Genomic DNA, 17233 nt, shown 5'->3' on the forward strand with positions numbered 1-17233 from the left:
AATACGCTGTCCAATCTTGATGAAATAAACAGGAATTAATGAATTTAAATTGTTAAATTGGCTGGGATATGGTATAAATGCCGCGCCTTTCGAATGAGAGGAATTTTAACAGAAAATCCGCACGTTTACCGACACATAAAACGGGGTGCTAAAAACTTTACTCAAAACAACGTTTTGATATAAAGGAAATTAGTTCGTTTTATGGGGTGAACGGAGGCTTAACCCCACTATTGGAGAAAATATCATGGCAAAAGTAACCATGCGTCAAATGCTAGAAGCTGGTGTTCATTTCGGTCACCAGACTCGTTATTGGAACCCTAAGATGTCTGAGTACATCTTTGGTGCACGTAATAACATTCATATCGTTAACTTAGAAAAAACACTACCAATGTTTAACGACGCGTTAAACATGATGGGTGGAATCGCTGCTAACAAAGGTAAAGTATTATTTGTTGGTACTAAAAAGGCTGCACGTGAGTTAGTTGCTCAAGAAGCACAACGTTGTGGTATGCCTTATGTTGATTACCGTTGGTTAGGTGGTATGTTAACTAACTTCAAAACTATCAAACAGTCTATTAAGCGTCTAAAAGAATTAGAAGCAATGGAAAAAGATGGTACTTTTGAAAAGATCACTAAAAAAGAAGCATTAATGATGACTCGTCAAAAGACTAAGTTAGAGCTTTCTTTAGGTGGTATTAAAGATATGCGTGCAATGCCTGATGCAATTTTCATTATTGATACTGGTAACGAAAAAATTGCTATCCAAGAAGCACAAAATCTAAATATTCCTGTTATCGGTGTTGTAGATACTAACAATGACCCACGTGGTGTTGATTATGTTATCCCTGGTAACGATGATGCAATCCGTGCAATCTCTCTATATTTATCTGCTGCTGCAGACGCAATCAATGAAGGTAAAGCTACCATCACGACTGCGGTTGAGGGTGATGACTTTGTAGAAGCTGAAGAAAAAACAGCTGAAAAATAAGTTTATTCACTATCCAGGCCTGGTAAATTACGCCAGGCCAAATTTGATTATTCATTGATAAAAAAGGATTTCAAAATGGCTATTACAGCAGGAATGGTTAAAGAACTTCGTCAAACAACTGGCGCAGGGATGATGGATTGTAAAAAAGCGTTATCTGAAACAGATGGCGATATGGAAGCAGCAATTGAATTTCTTCGTAAGAAGGGTATGGCTGGTGCTGATAAGAAAGCAGGTCGTGTAGCAGCTGAAGGTGTTATTGCGATTGCAGTTTCTGATGATAAAAAATCAGGTGTTATTGCAGAAGTTAACTGTGAAACAGACTTTGTTGCTAAAGGTGATGAGTTTAAAAACTTTGCAAATGAAATTGCAGCGATTGCTTTAGCAAACAAAACAACAGATATTGAAGCAGTAATGAACGCTGAGATGGCTTCTGGTAAAACAGTTGACCAAACTCGTCGTGAAATGATTGCTAAGATTGGTGAGAACATGGCGGTTCGTCGTCTTGAACTTATCGAAACAACTGGTCAGATTGGTCAGTATCAGCATGGTGAGAAAATCGGTGTTGTGGTTTCTCTAGAAGGTGGTGATGACGCTCTTGCTCGTGATATTGCTATGCATGTTGCGGCAGCTAAGCCATCTGCGGTTTCTTCTGATGAGCTTGATGCAGAAGTTGTCGAAAAAGAACGTGCTTTCCAAATTGAACAAGCAAAAACTTCAGGTAAGCCAATGGAAATCATTGAAAAAATGATTGAAGGGCGTATGCGTAAGTTTGTTGGTGAAATTACGTTACTAGGTCAGTCTTTTGTTAAAGATCCAGATCAAACTGTAGAAAAACTATTAAAATCTAATGGTGCTTCAGTTTCTTCATTCATTCGTTTAGAAGTGGGTGAAGGTATTGTTATTGAAGAAACTAACTTCGCTGATGAAGTTGCGTTGGCTGCTAAAGCAGTAACAGGTTAATTTCAATTGACTGAATGGGCCATAGCTAGGCCTTGCGTTTTGCAAGGCCGCTATGGCTTTTTTGTATGTAAAATTTAGTTAATAAAATTTACAATGGATAACGAATAAATATTTGTTGTTTAAAGTTTTTTATAAGTATATGTATTTTAATTGATTTTTATAATTAAATACTTATAAAACACTTTAGATTATGACTGCTGAGGGATGGATATGGCACTTAAATATAAACGTATATTATTAAAGTTTAGTGGCGAAGCTTTAATGGGTGATGGCGATTTTGGCTTAGATTCGGTAACGCTAAAAAATGTGGTTAGCCAGGTTAAAGCTTTACGTGATTTAGGTGTTGAAGTAGGTATTGTTGTTGGCGGTGGTAATATTTTTCGTGGCGCTCAGATTCAGGGGTCGGGAATTCAACGCACCACTGGTGATCATATGGGGATGATGGCTACAGTCATTAATGCTTTAGCTTTACGAGATGTTATTGAAAGCCAAGGTATGAAATCTCAAATACTTTCAGCAATGGCAATTGAAGGTGTTTCTACTGGTTTTAATGCCAATACGGTTAAAAAACAAATTGCTGATGGTGAAGTGTTGGTTTTTGCAGCTGGTACAGGAAGCCCTTTCTTTACCACTGATACAGCAGCAGCATTGCGTGGTATAGAAATTGATGCGGATATTGTATTGAAAGCAACTAAAGTTGATGGTATTTATACGGCTGATCCAGTAAAAGATCCTAGTGCGACTCGCTATCAAAAACTAAGTTATGATGACGTGATTCAAAAAAATTTACAGGTGATGGATATGACTGCTTTTGTATTGTGTCGTGACCATAAAATGCCTATCCGTGTTTTTGATATGTTTAAAGATAATGCGGTAATTAGAATTGTTCAAGGTGAAGACGAAGGCACTTTGGTTGGTGCAGGAGAATAAAAAATGTTAAATGAAATTCAAAATGACGCTAAGTTGCGTATGGCAAAATCGATTGAGAATCTTGAAGTTAATTTTGCAAAAATAAGAACAGGTCGTGCACATCCTAGTATTTTAGATGCGGTTACTGTTGATTATTATGGTTCACAAGTGCCGATTAGTCAGGTTGCAAATATTAATGTTGAAGATGCTCGAACTTTAACTGTGCAACCATGGGAGCAACCAATGGTTGCTGTGGTTGAAAAGGCGATTATGATGTCTGACCTAGGTGTTAATCCTGTTACAAACGGAAATACTATGCGTATCCCTATGCCTCCGTTAACAGAAGAGCGTCGTCGTGACCTAACAAAAGTAGCTCGTCAAGAGGCTGAAAATTCTCGTGTTGCAGTACGTAATGTACGTCGTGATGCTAATGGAGATGTTAAAGATCTTTTAAAAGATAAAGAAATTACTGAAGATGATGCACGTAGATCAGAAGATCAAATTCAAAAGCTAACAGATGATGCAGTCAAAAAAATTGACGCACTATTAGCTGAAAAAGAAGCGGCTTTAATGGAGGTTTAATTTTAAATTAAAGTCGATATTTGTACGCAATTACGGCATAATTGACTGGTTTTATTGTATCGGTTAATTTATTCATAATTGCATGCATAAAACGGCCTTAGAGAAGTTAATTGCTCTAAGGCCGTTTTTGTTTGTTTTTGGAGTTGTTTTGTCAGAAGTTAGTAGTGAGTTGCATAAGCCTAGTCACCCCCCTAAGCACATCGGTATTATTATGGATGGCAACGGTCGTTGGGCTAAAAAACGTCTATTACCAAGATTTGTGGGCCATCAGAAAGGTTTGAATGCGGTAAAGCGAGTGGTTTCTCATTGCTCAGAGCTTGGGATAGAGGCGTTAACGTTATTTGCTTTTAGTACTGAAAACTGGAAACGCCCTAAAGACGAAGTGAATAAATTGATGGGGCTGTTTTTAAAGGCTTTACAAAAAGAGGTTCAAAAACTGTCTGAAAATAATGTGCAGTTAAGAATTATTGGGGACCGGTCAGCCTTTAGTGATCAGATTCAACAGCATATTATAGTGGCAGAAGAGTCCACAAAAAATAACACTGGCTTAGTATTAACTATAGCGGCTAATTATGGTGGCCGTGCTGACATTGTTGATGCTGTTCAGAAATGGCAATTGGCTAATCCAGAAAAGACAGTTTCAGAACTTACTGAAGATTCTATCTCTGAGTTTATTGCATTGTCTGATATTTCTGAACCTGACTTGCTTATTAGAACCGGTGGTGAACAACGCATTAGTAATTTTTTAATCTGGCAAATGGCTTATGCTGAATTGTATTTTACCGATTCACTTTGGCCAGATTTTGGTGAAAAAGAGATTGATGCTGCTATTTTATCTTTTTCAAAACGTGAACGACGCTTTGGTAAAACGAGTGAGCAGGTGGCTGAATGCTAAAACAACGAATTATTACTGCGTTGGTCTTGGTTGCTCTGTCTATTTGGGCTCTGTTTTTCTCTTCTGATTTGGTTTGGAAAGGTGTTTTACTATTTATTGCTTTTATTGCCGCTTGGGAGTGGACCGCTTTTGCTCAAATCAAAACCCCTTCATTAAGAGTAACTTATGCCTTAGGTGTGCTTGTTGGCGCAAATTACGCTATGGATGTATTTACCATGCAAAATATTGCATTGCTTACTTTATTGGAGGCGGTAATTTTAATAACTGTCGTTACTCGCTATCAGAGAACAGAAGGTAAAGTTGGTACTAAATCAGTTGGTTTTGTTCTGCTCACCGGCATTTTAGCGGTGCTTTTATTTGCTGTATCTATGTACCAGTTTAGGACTGAATTTGGGCCTTTAACCTTGTTATTAAGCATGTTGCTTGTTTGGTCAATTGATACAGGTGCTTATTTTAGTGGTAGACGTTTTGGAAAAAATAAATTAGCTGTTTATGTAAGTCCTGGAAAAACTTGGGAAGGTGTTCTTGGTGGAGGCTTACTAACTTTCTTTATTGCTCTTTTTGTACTTTATTATCTACAGCAACCTATTCAGCTATCATTCTTTATATTGGCTTTCGTTTTAACTGCAATTGCTTTATTTTCGGTTTTTGGTGACCTTTTTGAAAGTGTCTTGAAAAGACAGGTAAATCTAAAAGATAGCGGTAAAATTCTACCAGGACACGGTGGTATATTAGACCGAATAGATAGTGTTTTAATTGCAATCCCCATGTTGTATCTTGCATGGCACTACAGTGCTTTGATGTAGGTTGTATAACAATGCCTAGTCAAATCAAAAAAATAAAATAGGTTGTCATTAATGGGTTTCATTTGGTCAGTTATTGGTTTTGTTTTAGTAATGGGGGTAATTGTTACCATTCATGAATGGGGGCATTACCAAGTAGCACGTTGGTTTAATATTAAAGTGCTCAAATTTTCTATTGGCTTTGGTAAACCTATTTATTCTAAAAGAGGTCGTGAGACAGAGTTTGTTATTGCGCAAATTCCTCTTGGTGGCTATGTTAAATTTGCCGACGAAAGAGAGGCCGAAGTTGCACCAGAAGATTTACCACGAGCTTTTAACAGACAGTCTGTCTATAAACGTTTTGCTGTAGTTGCAGCAGGTCCGTTAATCAACCTTTTATTTGCATGGCTTGTATTTACTGCCATGTATATGGTTGGCACTACGGGTATGAAGCCAATTGTTTCTGGTTTTACTGAGGGCTCTCCTATTGAACTTTCTTTAAAAGATGCAAGACTGCCATTAGAAAATTTCCAGGCCTGGTCGGTAACTCAAGTAAATAACCAAGGTGTCTATAGTTGGCAAATGGTTAATCAACAAATTTTGCAATCTTTAGCAAAAGGCGATAAATCAATAAGTTTTAATTTAGAGTCTATTGATGGCTCTCAGGTGTTGCTAGCCCATAATGTTAATTTATCTGCTATCGATATCAATCAGCCTAAACAAAACTGGTTGGCTTTGTTAGGTTTTAAGCCGACCAAGCCAATAATTCCAGCCGTGATTGGTCAAGTTGTTGAAGGAGGCCCAGCGGATAAAGCGGGATTAAAAGAGGGGGATAAAATTCTCTCAATTAATAAAAAGCCCATTCACAGTTGGCAAGATTTTGTTAAAGTAGTGCAGTCTCAGCCAAACCAGCAGATTGAAATAGGATTTGAAAGGAATGAAGCCTCTTTTAATAAAAAATTAGTGCTTGGTTCTACAACTCTGGATGATGGAAGCCAATTGGGCAAGATGGGTGTTGGCGTAAAAGTAGATGAACAGACTCTAGCTCCTTATACCGTAAAGATTCAATATGGTTTTATTGATGCCTTTACTCATGCTTATCAACGCAGTGTTGATTTATTTGTGATGAGTCTTGTAATGCTTAAACGGATGGTGATTGGTGAGGTGAGTACCAGTAATCTTTCTGGTCCGTTAAGTATTGCACAATTTTCAGGGCAAGCCGTTCAGTCCGGTTTGGTCGCTTTTTTAAGCTTATTAGGTTTGTTAAGTTTAAGTATTGGTATTTTGAATTTATTACCAATACCTGTTTTAGATGGGGGACATTTAGTGTATTACCTCATCGAGATGATAAAAGGTTCCCCTGTTAGTGAACAGGTTATGGCAGTCGGACAAACAATAGGCTTGGTTTTGCTTGTTGGTTTAACGTTTTTGGCTTTATTTAATGATGTAATAAGAATATCCCATGGTTAATATGTTTCAAAAAAAATCTTCAAATAGCATTTTATCGGCAGCAATTGCTTCCTTGTTATTCACTCCAAGTATCGCTTTTGCTTTTACTGTTAAAGACATTAAGGTTGAAGGCTCAAATAAAATTGGTTTTGAAACAATCAATAGTTATTTATCGGTAAAACCAGGCGATGAACTCGATAGCCAATCTGTTCAAGAAAGTATTCAGCGTTTATATAAAACTGGTTTTTTCCAGGATGTATCGCTCTACAAAAACGATAATGGAACTTTGGTGGTTAAAGTCGTTGAAAGACCATCTATTGCAGATATTAAAATCAAAGGTAACTCTTTAATTGAAACCGATGTGCTAAATAAAGCATTGGATGGTTTAGGGATTAAGAAAGGTCGTATTTACAACCAGATTCAGATGGATCATGTTGTTGTTGATTTAAAACGTCGTTATCAAAACCAAGGTTACTATGCTGCGGTAATAGATATTGTTTCAAAAACGTTACCGCGTAACCGTGTAGAGCTTACCATTGATATTAAAGAGGGTGAGCCAGCAAAAATTGGCCGTATTAGCCTAGTTGGTAATAAGGTTTTTTCTGATGCTCGCTTAAAGTCGCTTATGCAAATGACCGAGCACGCAGCGTTTGGCAGTGGCGACAAATACTCTAAGCCAAAAATGCAAGCAGATATTGAGACTATCAAATCTTACTACTTGGACAGAGGGTATGCGGAATTTAAAATAGACTCTTCTCAAGTGAGTATTTCGGCAGATAAAACTAAAGTATTTACTACGATTAATATGACTGAAGGTGCTTTATACACTATCTCAAAAATTGGTTATGTTGGTGAGTTAATTGTTGGTAAAAAAGAACTTGAATCTTTAACTCCTTTTAAAAAAGGGGATAATTTTTCACGTGCGGCGGTTATTGAAGCTGTTAACGCTATTCGTGATCGTTTAAGTGAAGAGGGATATGCATTTGCTGAAGTGGTTCCTGAAACTAGTTTTGATAGAAAAAAGCGCACAATTGCTATTAACTTTAAAATTGAACCTAAAAAGCGTGTTTATATCAGACGTATTGAAGTTGAAGGTAATACCCGTACTCGTGACCATGTTGTTCGTCGTGAAATGAGACAGCTTGAAAGTGCACCTTATTCTTTAAAAATGGTTCGCCAATCTAAGCAACGACTTCAAAGATTAGGTTTCTTTAAAAGTTCTGACATCGAAACAAGAAGAGTTTCTGCTGACCAAGTTGACTTAATTGTTAAAGTAGAAGAGCAGCCAACAGGATCGTTTTCTGCAGGTGTTGGATATTCTCAGCTTGATGGTGTGAGTTTTAATTTAGGCGTTTCGGAACGTAACTTTATAGGTAGTGGTAATAAACTTAATTTTAATGTTGCTACCAGTGCGGCTAGAAAATCAGCCGATATTGGGGTAACTAACCCATATTTTACCCAGGATGGTGTCAGCTTAGGTGGAAGCATATATTACAGTGAAATTGATGCTACACAGCTTGATATTGCTGAATATACTACTAATAACCTTGGTTTAAGACTGACACTTGGTTATCCTTTAAGTGAAAATAACTCGTTAAACTACGGATTAAAGTTTGACTCTCAAGAGCTAGTGTGTGCTGATGCCTTTACTTATTGTAAAGACTATATTAGTGAGTTCGGAAAGTCTTCTAATTCTGTTATTGCTACAGTTGGTTGGTATCATAACTCTACGAATGGCTTTTACTTTCCAACCAAAGGTCAAAAAACCAGTTTATCTTTAGAAGCAGTTGTGCCTTCAACCTCTAAAACACCTTATTATAAGGTCTACGCGGATGAAAACTGGTATCAGCCACTAACAGATAACTTTACGATGCAGCTTAAAACTGGATTAGCTTTTGGAGATGGTTATGGGGATATTAATTCATTGCCATTTTATAAAAAGTTCTATGCTGGAGGCATCGGTACGGTAAGAGGTTTTGAGCCAAACTCTTTAGGGCCTAGATACGATTTAGCAACGGATGGAAGTAATACTCCAACTGGTGGTAGTGTTAAAATTACAGGTACGGCTGGAGTTGTATTCCCTGTTCCCTTTATTGAAGATTCAAGTAATGCTCGTGTGAGTTTATTCTTCGATTTTGGTAATGTTTTCAATTCATTTGATACAGTTGAAGCAAATGAGCTTAGAACATCTGCAGGTATTGGTGTTTCTTGGATCACACCAGTAGGGCCTTTAACATTCAGTATTGCTCAACCTATTTCATACACTAAAGACGATAAACTACAGACATTCCAGTTTACTCTTGGAACAGGATTCTAAAGAGTAGACGTACTTTAAGACACGAATTTATTTCGGTGTTTATTACATCGATAAAATTTTTAAGGTAAAATTGCTTAACGCATATAAAAACAGATAAAACGGACGGATTTTCAATGCAAAAACTTTTAAAAACTGCCTTTGCTATCGGCTTTATGGTTTTTTCAACAGCCTCATTTTCAGAAACTGGAGTAAAGTTAGGTGTTGTAAATGTTGCTTTATTACTTGAGCAAGCTCCGCAAGCTAAACTTGCCACAGCCTCACTTGAAAAAGAGTTTTCTCCTCAGCAGTCCGAGTTAAAAAGTTTAGCGGGAAATTTAGAAAAAAAACAAGCGGATTATCAAAAAAATAAGACGGTCATGAGTGATGCTCAAAAGGTAAGCAAAGAGCGTGAAATTTCGATGTTAACTCGTGAGATTCAAAGACGTCGTAATGATGTTCAAGAGTTGTTGAATTTAAGAAGAAATGAAGAGTTGGCAAAATTACAAAAAATAGTAAATGATGCTATTAAAGAAATTGGTCAAAAGCAGGGTTTTGACTTGATTCTATATGAAGGTATTGCTTATACCAACAAACGTATTGATATTACAAATGACGTACTTACCCATTTAAAAGCCGTTAGTAAAAAGCAGCGTTCTGAATTTAATAAATAATTCAGGGGAAATCTGTGCAATTAAAAAAAGTTATTCATCACCTTAGTGAACATGGTTTAAATGTAGAGCTAATTGGTGATGATTCTATCGAGATTTCTCAAGTATCTGGTCTAGATATTGCAAAAAAAAATGAGATTTCTTTTCTAACCGATAAAAAATACCTTCCACATTTACGATCTTCTTTAGCATCGGCGGTACTGCTGACAAAACAGAATGTTGGTGATTATTCTTTTACTCAAGTGGTTGTTGAAAATCCGTATTATGCTTATGCACTTGTTGCACAGTTATTAAACCCATTTAAAATTTCTAATGGCCATGTGCATACCTCGGCAGTTATTGATAGCTCTGTTAAAGTTGGCTTAAGTACCTCTATAGCGGCCAATGTTGTTATAGAAAAAGAGGTTACAATTGGTTCTAATTCAATCATTTCTGCTGGTACAGTTATAGAAGAATCTGTAATCATTGGCAATGATTGTAAAATTGGGGCGAACGTAACAATATGTCATAACTGTGTTATTGGCGACAACGTTATTATTGAAGCAGGTGCTGTTATAGGCGGTGATGGGTTTGGATGGGCAAACAATAAGGGAAAGTGGATTAAAATTCCACAGATAGGCCAGGTTATTATTGGTAATAATGTTTCAATTGGGAACAATGTCACCATTGATAGAGGAGCTATTCAAAATACAATCATTGAAGACAATTGTATTATTGATAATCAAGTTCATCTTGGACATAATGTGGAAATAGGTTCAGGTTCGGCTATTGCTGGTCAAGCTGGTTTTGCTGGTAGCACCATCCTTGGAAAAAACTGTACCGTTGCTGGTCAAGTCGGTTTTGCCGGTCATTTAAAAACAGTTGATAATTGTCATTTTTTGGCAAAATCAGGCGTAACTCACGATATTAATGAACCTGGTGCTTATGCAGGTTTTCCTGCGATTAAAGCCACTGACTGGCAAAGAAACAGCGTTAGAACTCGCAATTTAGATAAAATAGTCAAACAGATTAAACAGCTAGAAAAACAAGTAGAATTGCTCTCAAAATAAATTTTTATTAAATGTTATTGGATTATAAAAACAATGGAAGTTAAAGAAATATTTGAATACCTACCACATAGATATCCGTTTTTATTGGTGGATAGAGTGACTGATTTTGAATCAGGAAAAAGACTGACGGCGTTTAAAAATGTTACTTTTAATGAACCTCAGTTTACTGGCCATTTTCCAAATAATCCAATTATGCCTGGCGTTATGATTATTGAAGCAATGGCTCAATGTACTGGTATTTTGGCATTTAGATCACAAGATGAAAAGCCAGATGGAACATCTATGTACTACCTAGCAGCTGTAGATAATTGCCGTTTTAGACAGCCTGCAATTCCAGGTGATCGCTTAGACTTCGAAGTTAAGGCTTTGGGTAATAAGCGTGGGATTTGGAAGTTTGAATGTACAACAAAAGTAGATGGCAAACTTATTGCATCAGCTGATTTAATGTGTGCTGAAAGAAAGGTTTAGTTTTGATTCACTCTACTGCAATTATTGATCCTAATGCAACAATAGCACCTGGCGTCAAAATAGGTGCTTTTTGTGTCATTGAAGGAAACGTTTCAATTGGTGCTGGGTCAGTTTTGGATTCCCACGTCGTAATAGAAGGAAATGTCACTATAGGTGAAAATAACCGTTTCTTTTCATTTGTCTCCATTGCCGCTCCTCAAGATAAAAAATATGCTGGTGAAGCAACAACGGTCATAATCGGCAACAATAATACCTTTAGAGAAAACGTTACAATTAATCGCGGCACAGTACAAGATATTGGGAAAACAGTTGTTGGCGATAATAACTGGGTAATGGCGGGAGTTCATATCGCACATGATTGCATTATTGGTAATCATTGTATCTTTGCCAATGCTGCCGCATTAGCGGGCCATGTTATAGTACATGACTGGGCTATTTTGGGTGGTTATACTCTTGTGCATCAATTTTGCCAAATTGGTGAACATAGCTTTTGTGGTATGGGAAGTGTCATAAACCAAGATGTTCCAAACTTTGTGGTTGTTTCAGGTAATTTAGCAGGTCCAAGAGGTATAAACCTAGAAGGTTTAAAACGTCGTGGTTTTGATAAAACTCAACTTACTTTAGTTAAAAAAGCTTACCGTATTTTATATAGAACAGGTAATAGACTAGAACAAGCACTACATGAGCTTGAACTATTAAATGATGAAAAAAATACTCTAGATTCACTAATACATTTCTTAAAAAACTCAGATCGTGGCATCGTTCGATAAAAACCTTCAGCATCAATCCCCTAAAGTATTTGCTATGGTAGCTGGTGAGGCTTCTGGCGATACTCTTGGTGCGGACTTAATCTCTAGCCTAAAAAAAAGACATCCTGATGCAAAGTTCGTTGGTATTGGCGGGCCTAAAATGCTGGCTCAAGGCTTTGAATCATGGTTTGCAATGGAAGAACTCTCAGTTATGGGTTTCTTTGAGGTTATCAAACACTTACCTTCGTTACTTAAGATTAGAAAAAGCCTAATTTCACGCCTGCTAGAGTTAAAGCCTGATGTATTTATTGGTATAGATGCCCCTGACTTTAACTTTAAAGTAGAAGCGACTCTTAAGCAAAATGCAATTAAAGCAATACATTATGTTGGCCCATCTGTATGGGCATGGAGAGAAAAACGGCTTGTCAAAATAAAGCAGTCTGTTGATGGTGTGTTGGTGTTGTTTCCATTTGAACCTGCTTATTATCATCGATATGAAATCCCTGTAAAATTTGTGGGGCACCCATTAGCCAATCAATTTCCTGCAAAACCGAATAGTGAGCAAGCTAAATTAAAATTAGGTTTTCAATCTAGTGATAAATTAACGGCAATACTTCCTGGTTCACGTATGAGTGAAATCAATAGAATGGTTGATACTTATATACAGGCTGCACGTAAATTAACAGAAATTTATCCTGATATGCACTTTGCAATACCGTGTGTGCATCAAAAGGCTAAGCAACGAATACAGCAAGCAGTTGATTTATACGGTAAAGGGTTAATGGTTAAATTATTAGATGGTCAGTCACGTGAAGTGTTAGAAGCCTGTGATCAAGCCCTTGTAACGTCTGGAACAGCTACACTGGAGTGTGCCTTAATGCGTAAACCTCTAGTTTTGGCTATGGCCGTTCATCCAATTTCTTATTGGATAATGAAGCGTCTTGCTACTACCCAGTGGATAGGTTTACCTAATATTCTAGCGAACAAAACTCTAGTAACCGAACTTATTCAAGAGAATGCAACCTCTGAAAAAATTGCCATAAGTCTAGGGCGTATAATCATGGATAGTAAACTTAGAAATGAACAGATATCGGCATTTGAGCTTCAGTATCAGGAGCTTAAACAAAATGCATCAGAGCTTGCGGCAGATGCAATTGATAGCTGGATGAAATAAATCTAATGATCGAGCTATTCAAATGACTCAAGCAAGCCTTTTTATGGATTCAGATGCACCTGAGTTTTATTCATTGACAGGAACGACTGTTGGCGTTGATGAAGTAGGTCGCGGACCTTTAATAGGTGATGTTGTCGCAAGTGCGGTTATTTTACCAAAGCATTGTCAGTTACCCTTAAGAGACTCCAAAAAACTAAATGAATCTACCCGCAATACTTTAGCAAAAAAAATAAAAGATCAGGCAATTGCATACGCGATTGGATTTGCTACACCTGAAGAAATAGATGAATTAAATATTCTTAACGCCACCATGCTTGCAATGCAGCGAGCTGTTCAGCAGATTGCTGACAAAGGGCATAAAATTGACTTAGTATATGTAGATGGCAATCGTTGCCCTAAGTTGCAATTTACTTGCCAATCAGTAGTAAAGGGTGATGATAAGGTTATGGAAATTAGTGCAGCATCTATCCTTGCAAAGGTTTATCGTGACCAGCAGATGCATGAATTACATAAAAAACATCCTCAATATGGCTTTAATGAACATAAAGGTTATCCAACAGCAAAACATTTAGCTGCTTTGCAGCAGTTTGGCATGATTCCTGGTTATAGAAAAACGTTTAAGCCAATAAAACTGTTATTAGAGCAAAACAACCTGTAATTTAAGCTTAACTGTTTAAGTTACCAGGCCTGTAAAATTGGTTTGCTTCACTATCTCAAAATAAATATATAATCAAAATTAGGTTGTATATATTTTATAAGACCTAAAAGGCGTAATGATATGTCAACGACTTTAGAGCAGGTTGAAAAGACTGCACAATTAAGTAAAAACAATCAAATGAGCTTGATGATTTTTCAAGTTCAATTTCCTAAAGAAAATTATCAGCCATCCTACTACGGCATGAACGTTTTTAAAGTGCGTGAAGTTCTTGAAGCTAGAGCTTATGAAGTTTCTGAAATGCCAGACGCAAATAGTTTAATTGAAGGAATGATTGAATTACGAGGTGTTTACTTACCTGTTATAAACTTGCCCAAATGGATGGGGTTTGAAATGACCGAAGAGGAACGAGAGAAATCTATTATTATTGTTTCCGATTTTAGTCATAACTTTGTTGGGTTAAGAGTCTCTTATATTCATGGTGTAGAAGAAAAAAATTGGTCAGATATACATCCTGCTGGAAATTACAATGTGGATGTAAATACCAATCAAATTGTTAACCATACTTATTTGCAAAATAGTGACACACTTTGCTTTATATTGGATATTGAGAAGTTATTAATTGAAGCAATGCCATCAATGGCGGAAAAGATTTTTGCTTCAGCTAAAGATGTTAATAAAGTTGACCATAACTTTATTAATGAAGTGTATGAAAAAACTGTTTTGTTTGCAGAGGATAGTAAATCTATTCAAAAATATATGGCAATGGTGTTTGACCAACTAGGTCTTAAATACAAAGGGTTTGATAATGGTCGATTACTGTTGGATTATATTGATAAAAAAGAAACTTTAGATGATATTTCCATGGTCTTTACTGATTTAGAAATGCCTGTAGCATCCGGCCATACAGTAATTAGAGAATTACGCCAAAATCCACGCACCAAATCAATGCCTTTAATTGTTCATACCTCTATGACGAGTGATAACAATAGCCGTGAGGTTTTAGCGATGGGAGCTAATTATTTTATTGGTAAAGTCGATACGGATTTGATTGTAGAAACTATCTCAAAAGTTGAGCATGATTTTAAAGATTGGTTAAAACGATAGAAGATGGCTTATTAGTAAAAAACTATATATTTATTTTTATATTTAGTATTGCTAATGAGTCTGATTTAAATGTTTGACAAAATTTAGATATAAAAAAAGGTGCATGATCAGTGCACCTTTTTCGTTGTGGTAACCTAAAAATTAACGCTGACGAGCTTTAAATTTTGGGTTTGTTTTACAAATAACGTAAACTTTTCCACGACGCTTAACAACTTGACAGTCTTTATGACGTGTCTTAGCTGATTTCAAAGAAGATAAAATTTTCATCAGATATATCCATATTTAGTTGCCGAATATTAATAACCAATTCGACTTAAGTTCAAATTTGAAGTCGCGGATTATAAAGGCTTACTTAATAAATGTCTAGCTTATCTAAGTAAAAATCAATCAATTTGGTCTATTTAGTATAAATTTGCTCTAAAACGCCTTGCTAACTACTGTATGTAGTGCTCATTAGCGTATAATTTGCGACAGTTAAATTCCAAGCTAATTTTTGATTAAGACATGCAAATACTAGAATGGAACAATAAAAGAAACGGTTAAATTTTAGTTTATGAGCAAGTCCAAAAGTAATAGCAAAAAGTCCCCAAAATTGACTATTGAAGAAGTCATGGAAGATGGTGGCAAACTTTCTGAATTAGTAGACGGTTATTCGGCTCGACAAGCACAGATCGATATGGCTCTACAAATCAAAGAGTTGATTGATGAAGATGGAACTCTTTTAGCGGAAGCCGGCACAGGAACGGGTAAAACCTTCGCTTATCTAGTTCCGGCGTTATTGTCTGGAAAAAAAATCATTGTCTCTACGGCGACCAAAACCTTGCAAGAGCAACTTGTCCATAAAGATTTACCTATTTTATTTAAAGCATGCAATATCGCTGGAAAAGCCAGATTACTTAAAGGCAGAGATAATTATGTATGTCCGCAGAGATTAGAACTAACTGAAACTGTAGAGCAACATAGTAAGCAAGACTGGAAAAAACTCTCAGAAATAAGAAATTGGGTTGATAATCAAACTTATACGGGTGATAAATCAGAGCTTGAGTCTGTCTCTGAAGCAGACCCCATTTGGCGAAAAGTTTCTGCTCGTATGGAGTTTTGCCAAGCGGCAGAATGCCATAAAGATTCAGGTTGTTTTTATCCGGTCGTTAAACAAAAAGCTGCTGAAGCTCAGGTATTGGTTGTCAATCACCATCTTTTTTGTGCTGATTTAGCCTTAAGAGAACAAGGGTTTGGAGAGTTATTACCTGACGCAGAAGTCTATATTTTTGATGAAGCCCACCAACTACCTGATATTGCGGCTCAGTTTTTAGGTTTTTCAATTTCAAGAAGTCAGCTTGAAGAGCTTATTAGAGACATTAAACAAGCTCAAAAAATAGAGGCACCAGAAAACAATAAAATTTCTGATTATGCCTCTTTACTAGATGATCAAGTTAAGCTTGTTAATGATGCCTTAGGGAAATGGGATAAACGTTGGACCTGGAATCAGCTAAATGAGCTTAAGGTTTTTCAGGTTGCCATTAAGCGTTTTATAGACACTTTACAAATTACTATTGAAGAGCTCAAGCTGGTTGTTGAACGTGGTAAACAACTAGCAGCGGTGCATAAACGAAGCCAAGATTTAATAGCTCAAACTAAAGACTGGTTAACCAGTCAGTCGGAAAATAAAATTCGATGGATTGAATCTTCACAAGCTCGCTTTAAGTTCAATATGACACCTCTTAGTGTAGCGGCTCCATTTATTCGTCAAAGAGAAAGTATTGGTGGTGCTTGGTTGTTTACCTCAGCAACCCTAAGTGTTGGTAATAATTTTGACTATTTTGCAAAAAGATTAGGTTTGAGTCAGGCAAAAACCAGTAATTGGACAAGTCCGTTTGATTATCAAACTCAAGGCTTAGTTTATCATCCAATTGGATTACCAGAACCAAGAAGTGAAGACTATACCAAAGTAATGCTGAGAGCGGCATGGCCACTTTTAAAGGCCAGTAATGGTTGTGCCTTTATGTTGTTTACAAGTCATAAAGCAATGCAAGAGGCAAAAGCAATTTTGGACAGACACTGGGATGGTAAGCTTTTGGTACAAGGGGATTTACCTAAGCTCACACTATTGCAACGTTTTAAAGAGTCAGAAAAAGCTATATTGTTAGGCACAAGTAGCTTTTGGGAAGGTGTGGATGTAAAAGGCGATGCTTTAAAGCTGGTGATCATTGATCGAATTCCTTTTGCACCGCCTGATGACCCTCTTGTTCAGGCAAGAGAAGCCTTTTTAAAAGAGAAGGGCTTAAATGTCTTTATGCATTTTCAGCTCCCAGAAGCTGTTATTGCTATGAAGCAGGGGGCTGGTCGATTAATTAGAGACATTGAAGATAATGGCGTGTTGATGTTATGTGATCCTCGTTTATCTTCTAAAAACTATGGCAATACTATTAAAAATAGCTTACCTAATTTCCCCTGGGTTTATGAAGCTGAATCAGCGATTAAAAAATTATCTGAATAAGCAAA

The 17233-nt window shown here is 36.7% G+C and carries 17 protein-coding genes; 16 read left to right on the forward strand and 1 reads right to left on the reverse strand.

The window, feature by feature from the left end; genetic code table 11:
• Positions 1-244 precede the first annotated feature (244 nt).
• The 15 genes from rpsB to ACORJQ_RS07190 all read left to right on the forward strand — a co-directional run bounded on the left by rpsB (position 245) and on the right by ACORJQ_RS07190 (position 14731).
• Positions 245-988 (forward strand): 30S ribosomal protein S2, encoded by a 744-nt coding sequence (gene rpsB / locus ACORJQ_RS07120; protein ID WP_321323208.1) that lies wholly within the window; start codon positions 245-247, stop codon positions 986-988.
• A 75-nt stretch (positions 989-1063) separates the two neighbouring features.
• Positions 1064-1948: a translation elongation factor Ts gene (gene tsf / locus ACORJQ_RS07125; RefSeq protein ID WP_321323210.1), complete on the forward strand. Its 885-nt coding sequence runs from the start codon at positions 1064-1066 to the stop codon at positions 1946-1948.
• Between the two features lie 210 nt (positions 1949-2158).
• Positions 2159-2878: a UMP kinase gene (pyrH, locus tag ACORJQ_RS07130; protein ID WP_321323212.1), complete on the forward strand. Its 720-nt coding sequence runs from the start codon at positions 2159-2161 to the stop codon at positions 2876-2878.
• Positions 2879-2881: 3 nt separating this feature from the next.
• Positions 2882-3439: a ribosome recycling factor gene (frr, locus tag ACORJQ_RS07135; protein ID WP_321323213.1), complete on the forward strand. Its 558-nt coding sequence runs from the start codon at positions 2882-2884 to the stop codon at positions 3437-3439.
• A gap of 211 nt (positions 3440-3650) precedes the next feature.
• The gene (gene uppS, locus ACORJQ_RS07140; RefSeq protein WP_321326856.1) at positions 3651-4334 is read left to right on the forward strand and encodes a polyprenyl diphosphate synthase; all 684 of its coding nucleotides are present in this window, start codon (positions 3651-3653) and stop codon (positions 4332-4334) included.
• The gene (locus ACORJQ_RS07145) at positions 4328-5140 is read left to right on the forward strand and encodes a phosphatidate cytidylyltransferase (protein ID WP_321323215.1); all 813 of its coding nucleotides are present in this window, start codon (positions 4328-4330) and stop codon (positions 5138-5140) included. The genes uppS and ACORJQ_RS07145 overlap by 7 nt, the downstream gene beginning before the upstream one ends.
• Before the next feature lie 51 nt (positions 5141-5191).
• The gene (gene rseP / locus ACORJQ_RS07150) at positions 5192-6586 is read left to right on the forward strand and encodes an RIP metalloprotease RseP (RefSeq protein WP_321323217.1); all 1395 of its coding nucleotides are present in this window, start codon (positions 5192-5194) and stop codon (positions 6584-6586) included.
• Positions 6579-8882 (forward strand): outer membrane protein assembly factor BamA, encoded by a 2304-nt coding sequence (gene bamA / locus ACORJQ_RS07155; protein ID WP_321323219.1) that lies wholly within the window; start codon positions 6579-6581, stop codon positions 8880-8882. The genes rseP and bamA overlap by 8 nt, the downstream gene beginning before the upstream one ends.
• Positions 8883-8995: 113 nt before the next feature.
• On the forward strand, positions 8996-9532 hold the full coding sequence (locus tag ACORJQ_RS07160; RefSeq protein ID WP_321323221.1) for an OmpH/Skp family outer membrane protein: 537 nt from the start codon (positions 8996-8998) through the stop codon (positions 9530-9532).
• 14 nt (positions 9533-9546) lie between these two features.
• A complete protein-coding gene (gene lpxD, locus ACORJQ_RS07165) occupies positions 9547-10578 on the forward strand; it encodes a UDP-3-O-(3-hydroxymyristoyl)glucosamine N-acyltransferase (RefSeq protein ID WP_321323223.1) in 1032 nt (343 codons plus the stop codon).
• A gap of 33 nt (positions 10579-10611) precedes the next feature.
• Complete coding sequence (fabZ, locus tag ACORJQ_RS07170) at positions 10612-11046, forward strand: 3-hydroxyacyl-ACP dehydratase FabZ (RefSeq protein WP_321323224.1); 435 nt, start codon at positions 10612-10614, stop codon at positions 11044-11046.
• A gap of 2 nt (positions 11047-11048) precedes the next feature.
• Entirely contained in the window at positions 11049-11816 is a 768-nt protein-coding gene (lpxA, locus tag ACORJQ_RS07175; RefSeq protein ID WP_321323226.1) for an acyl-ACP--UDP-N-acetylglucosamine O-acyltransferase, read from the forward strand.
• Positions 11800-12969: a lipid-A-disaccharide synthase gene (lpxB, locus tag ACORJQ_RS07180; RefSeq protein WP_321323228.1), complete on the forward strand. Its 1170-nt coding sequence runs from the start codon at positions 11800-11802 to the stop codon at positions 12967-12969. The genes lpxA and lpxB overlap by 17 nt, the downstream gene beginning before the upstream one ends.
• 22 nt (positions 12970-12991) lie before the next feature.
• On the forward strand, positions 12992-13627 hold the full coding sequence (gene rnhB, locus ACORJQ_RS07185; RefSeq protein ID WP_420719553.1) for a ribonuclease HII: 636 nt from the start codon (positions 12992-12994) through the stop codon (positions 13625-13627).
• Positions 13628-13747: 120 nt separating this feature from the next.
• Positions 13748-14731, forward strand: a complete 984-nt coding sequence (locus ACORJQ_RS07190) for a chemotaxis protein CheV (RefSeq protein ID WP_321323230.1) — start codon at positions 13748-13750, stop codon at positions 14729-14731.
• A 141-nt stretch (positions 14732-14872) separates the two neighbouring features.
• Here ACORJQ_RS07190 and ykgO read toward each other — a convergent pair whose 3' ends face one another.
• On the reverse strand, positions 14873-14998 hold the full coding sequence (gene ykgO, locus ACORJQ_RS07195) for a type B 50S ribosomal protein L36 (RefSeq protein ID WP_029407609.1): 126 nt from the start codon (positions 14996-14998) through the stop codon (positions 14873-14875).
• A 286-nt stretch (positions 14999-15284) separates the two neighbouring features.
• On the opposite strand from ykgO, the gene ACORJQ_RS07200 reads away from it, so the two are divergent.
• Entirely contained in the window at positions 15285-17228 is a 1944-nt protein-coding gene (locus ACORJQ_RS07200; protein WP_321323233.1) for a DNA repair helicase YoaA, read from the forward strand.
• The last annotated feature ends 5 nt before the right edge of the window (positions 17229-17233 follow it).

This window comes from Thiomicrorhabdus sp. (assembly GCF_963662555.1).
GTDB lineage: Bacteria > Pseudomonadota > Gammaproteobacteria > Thiomicrospirales > Thiomicrospiraceae > Thiomicrorhabdus.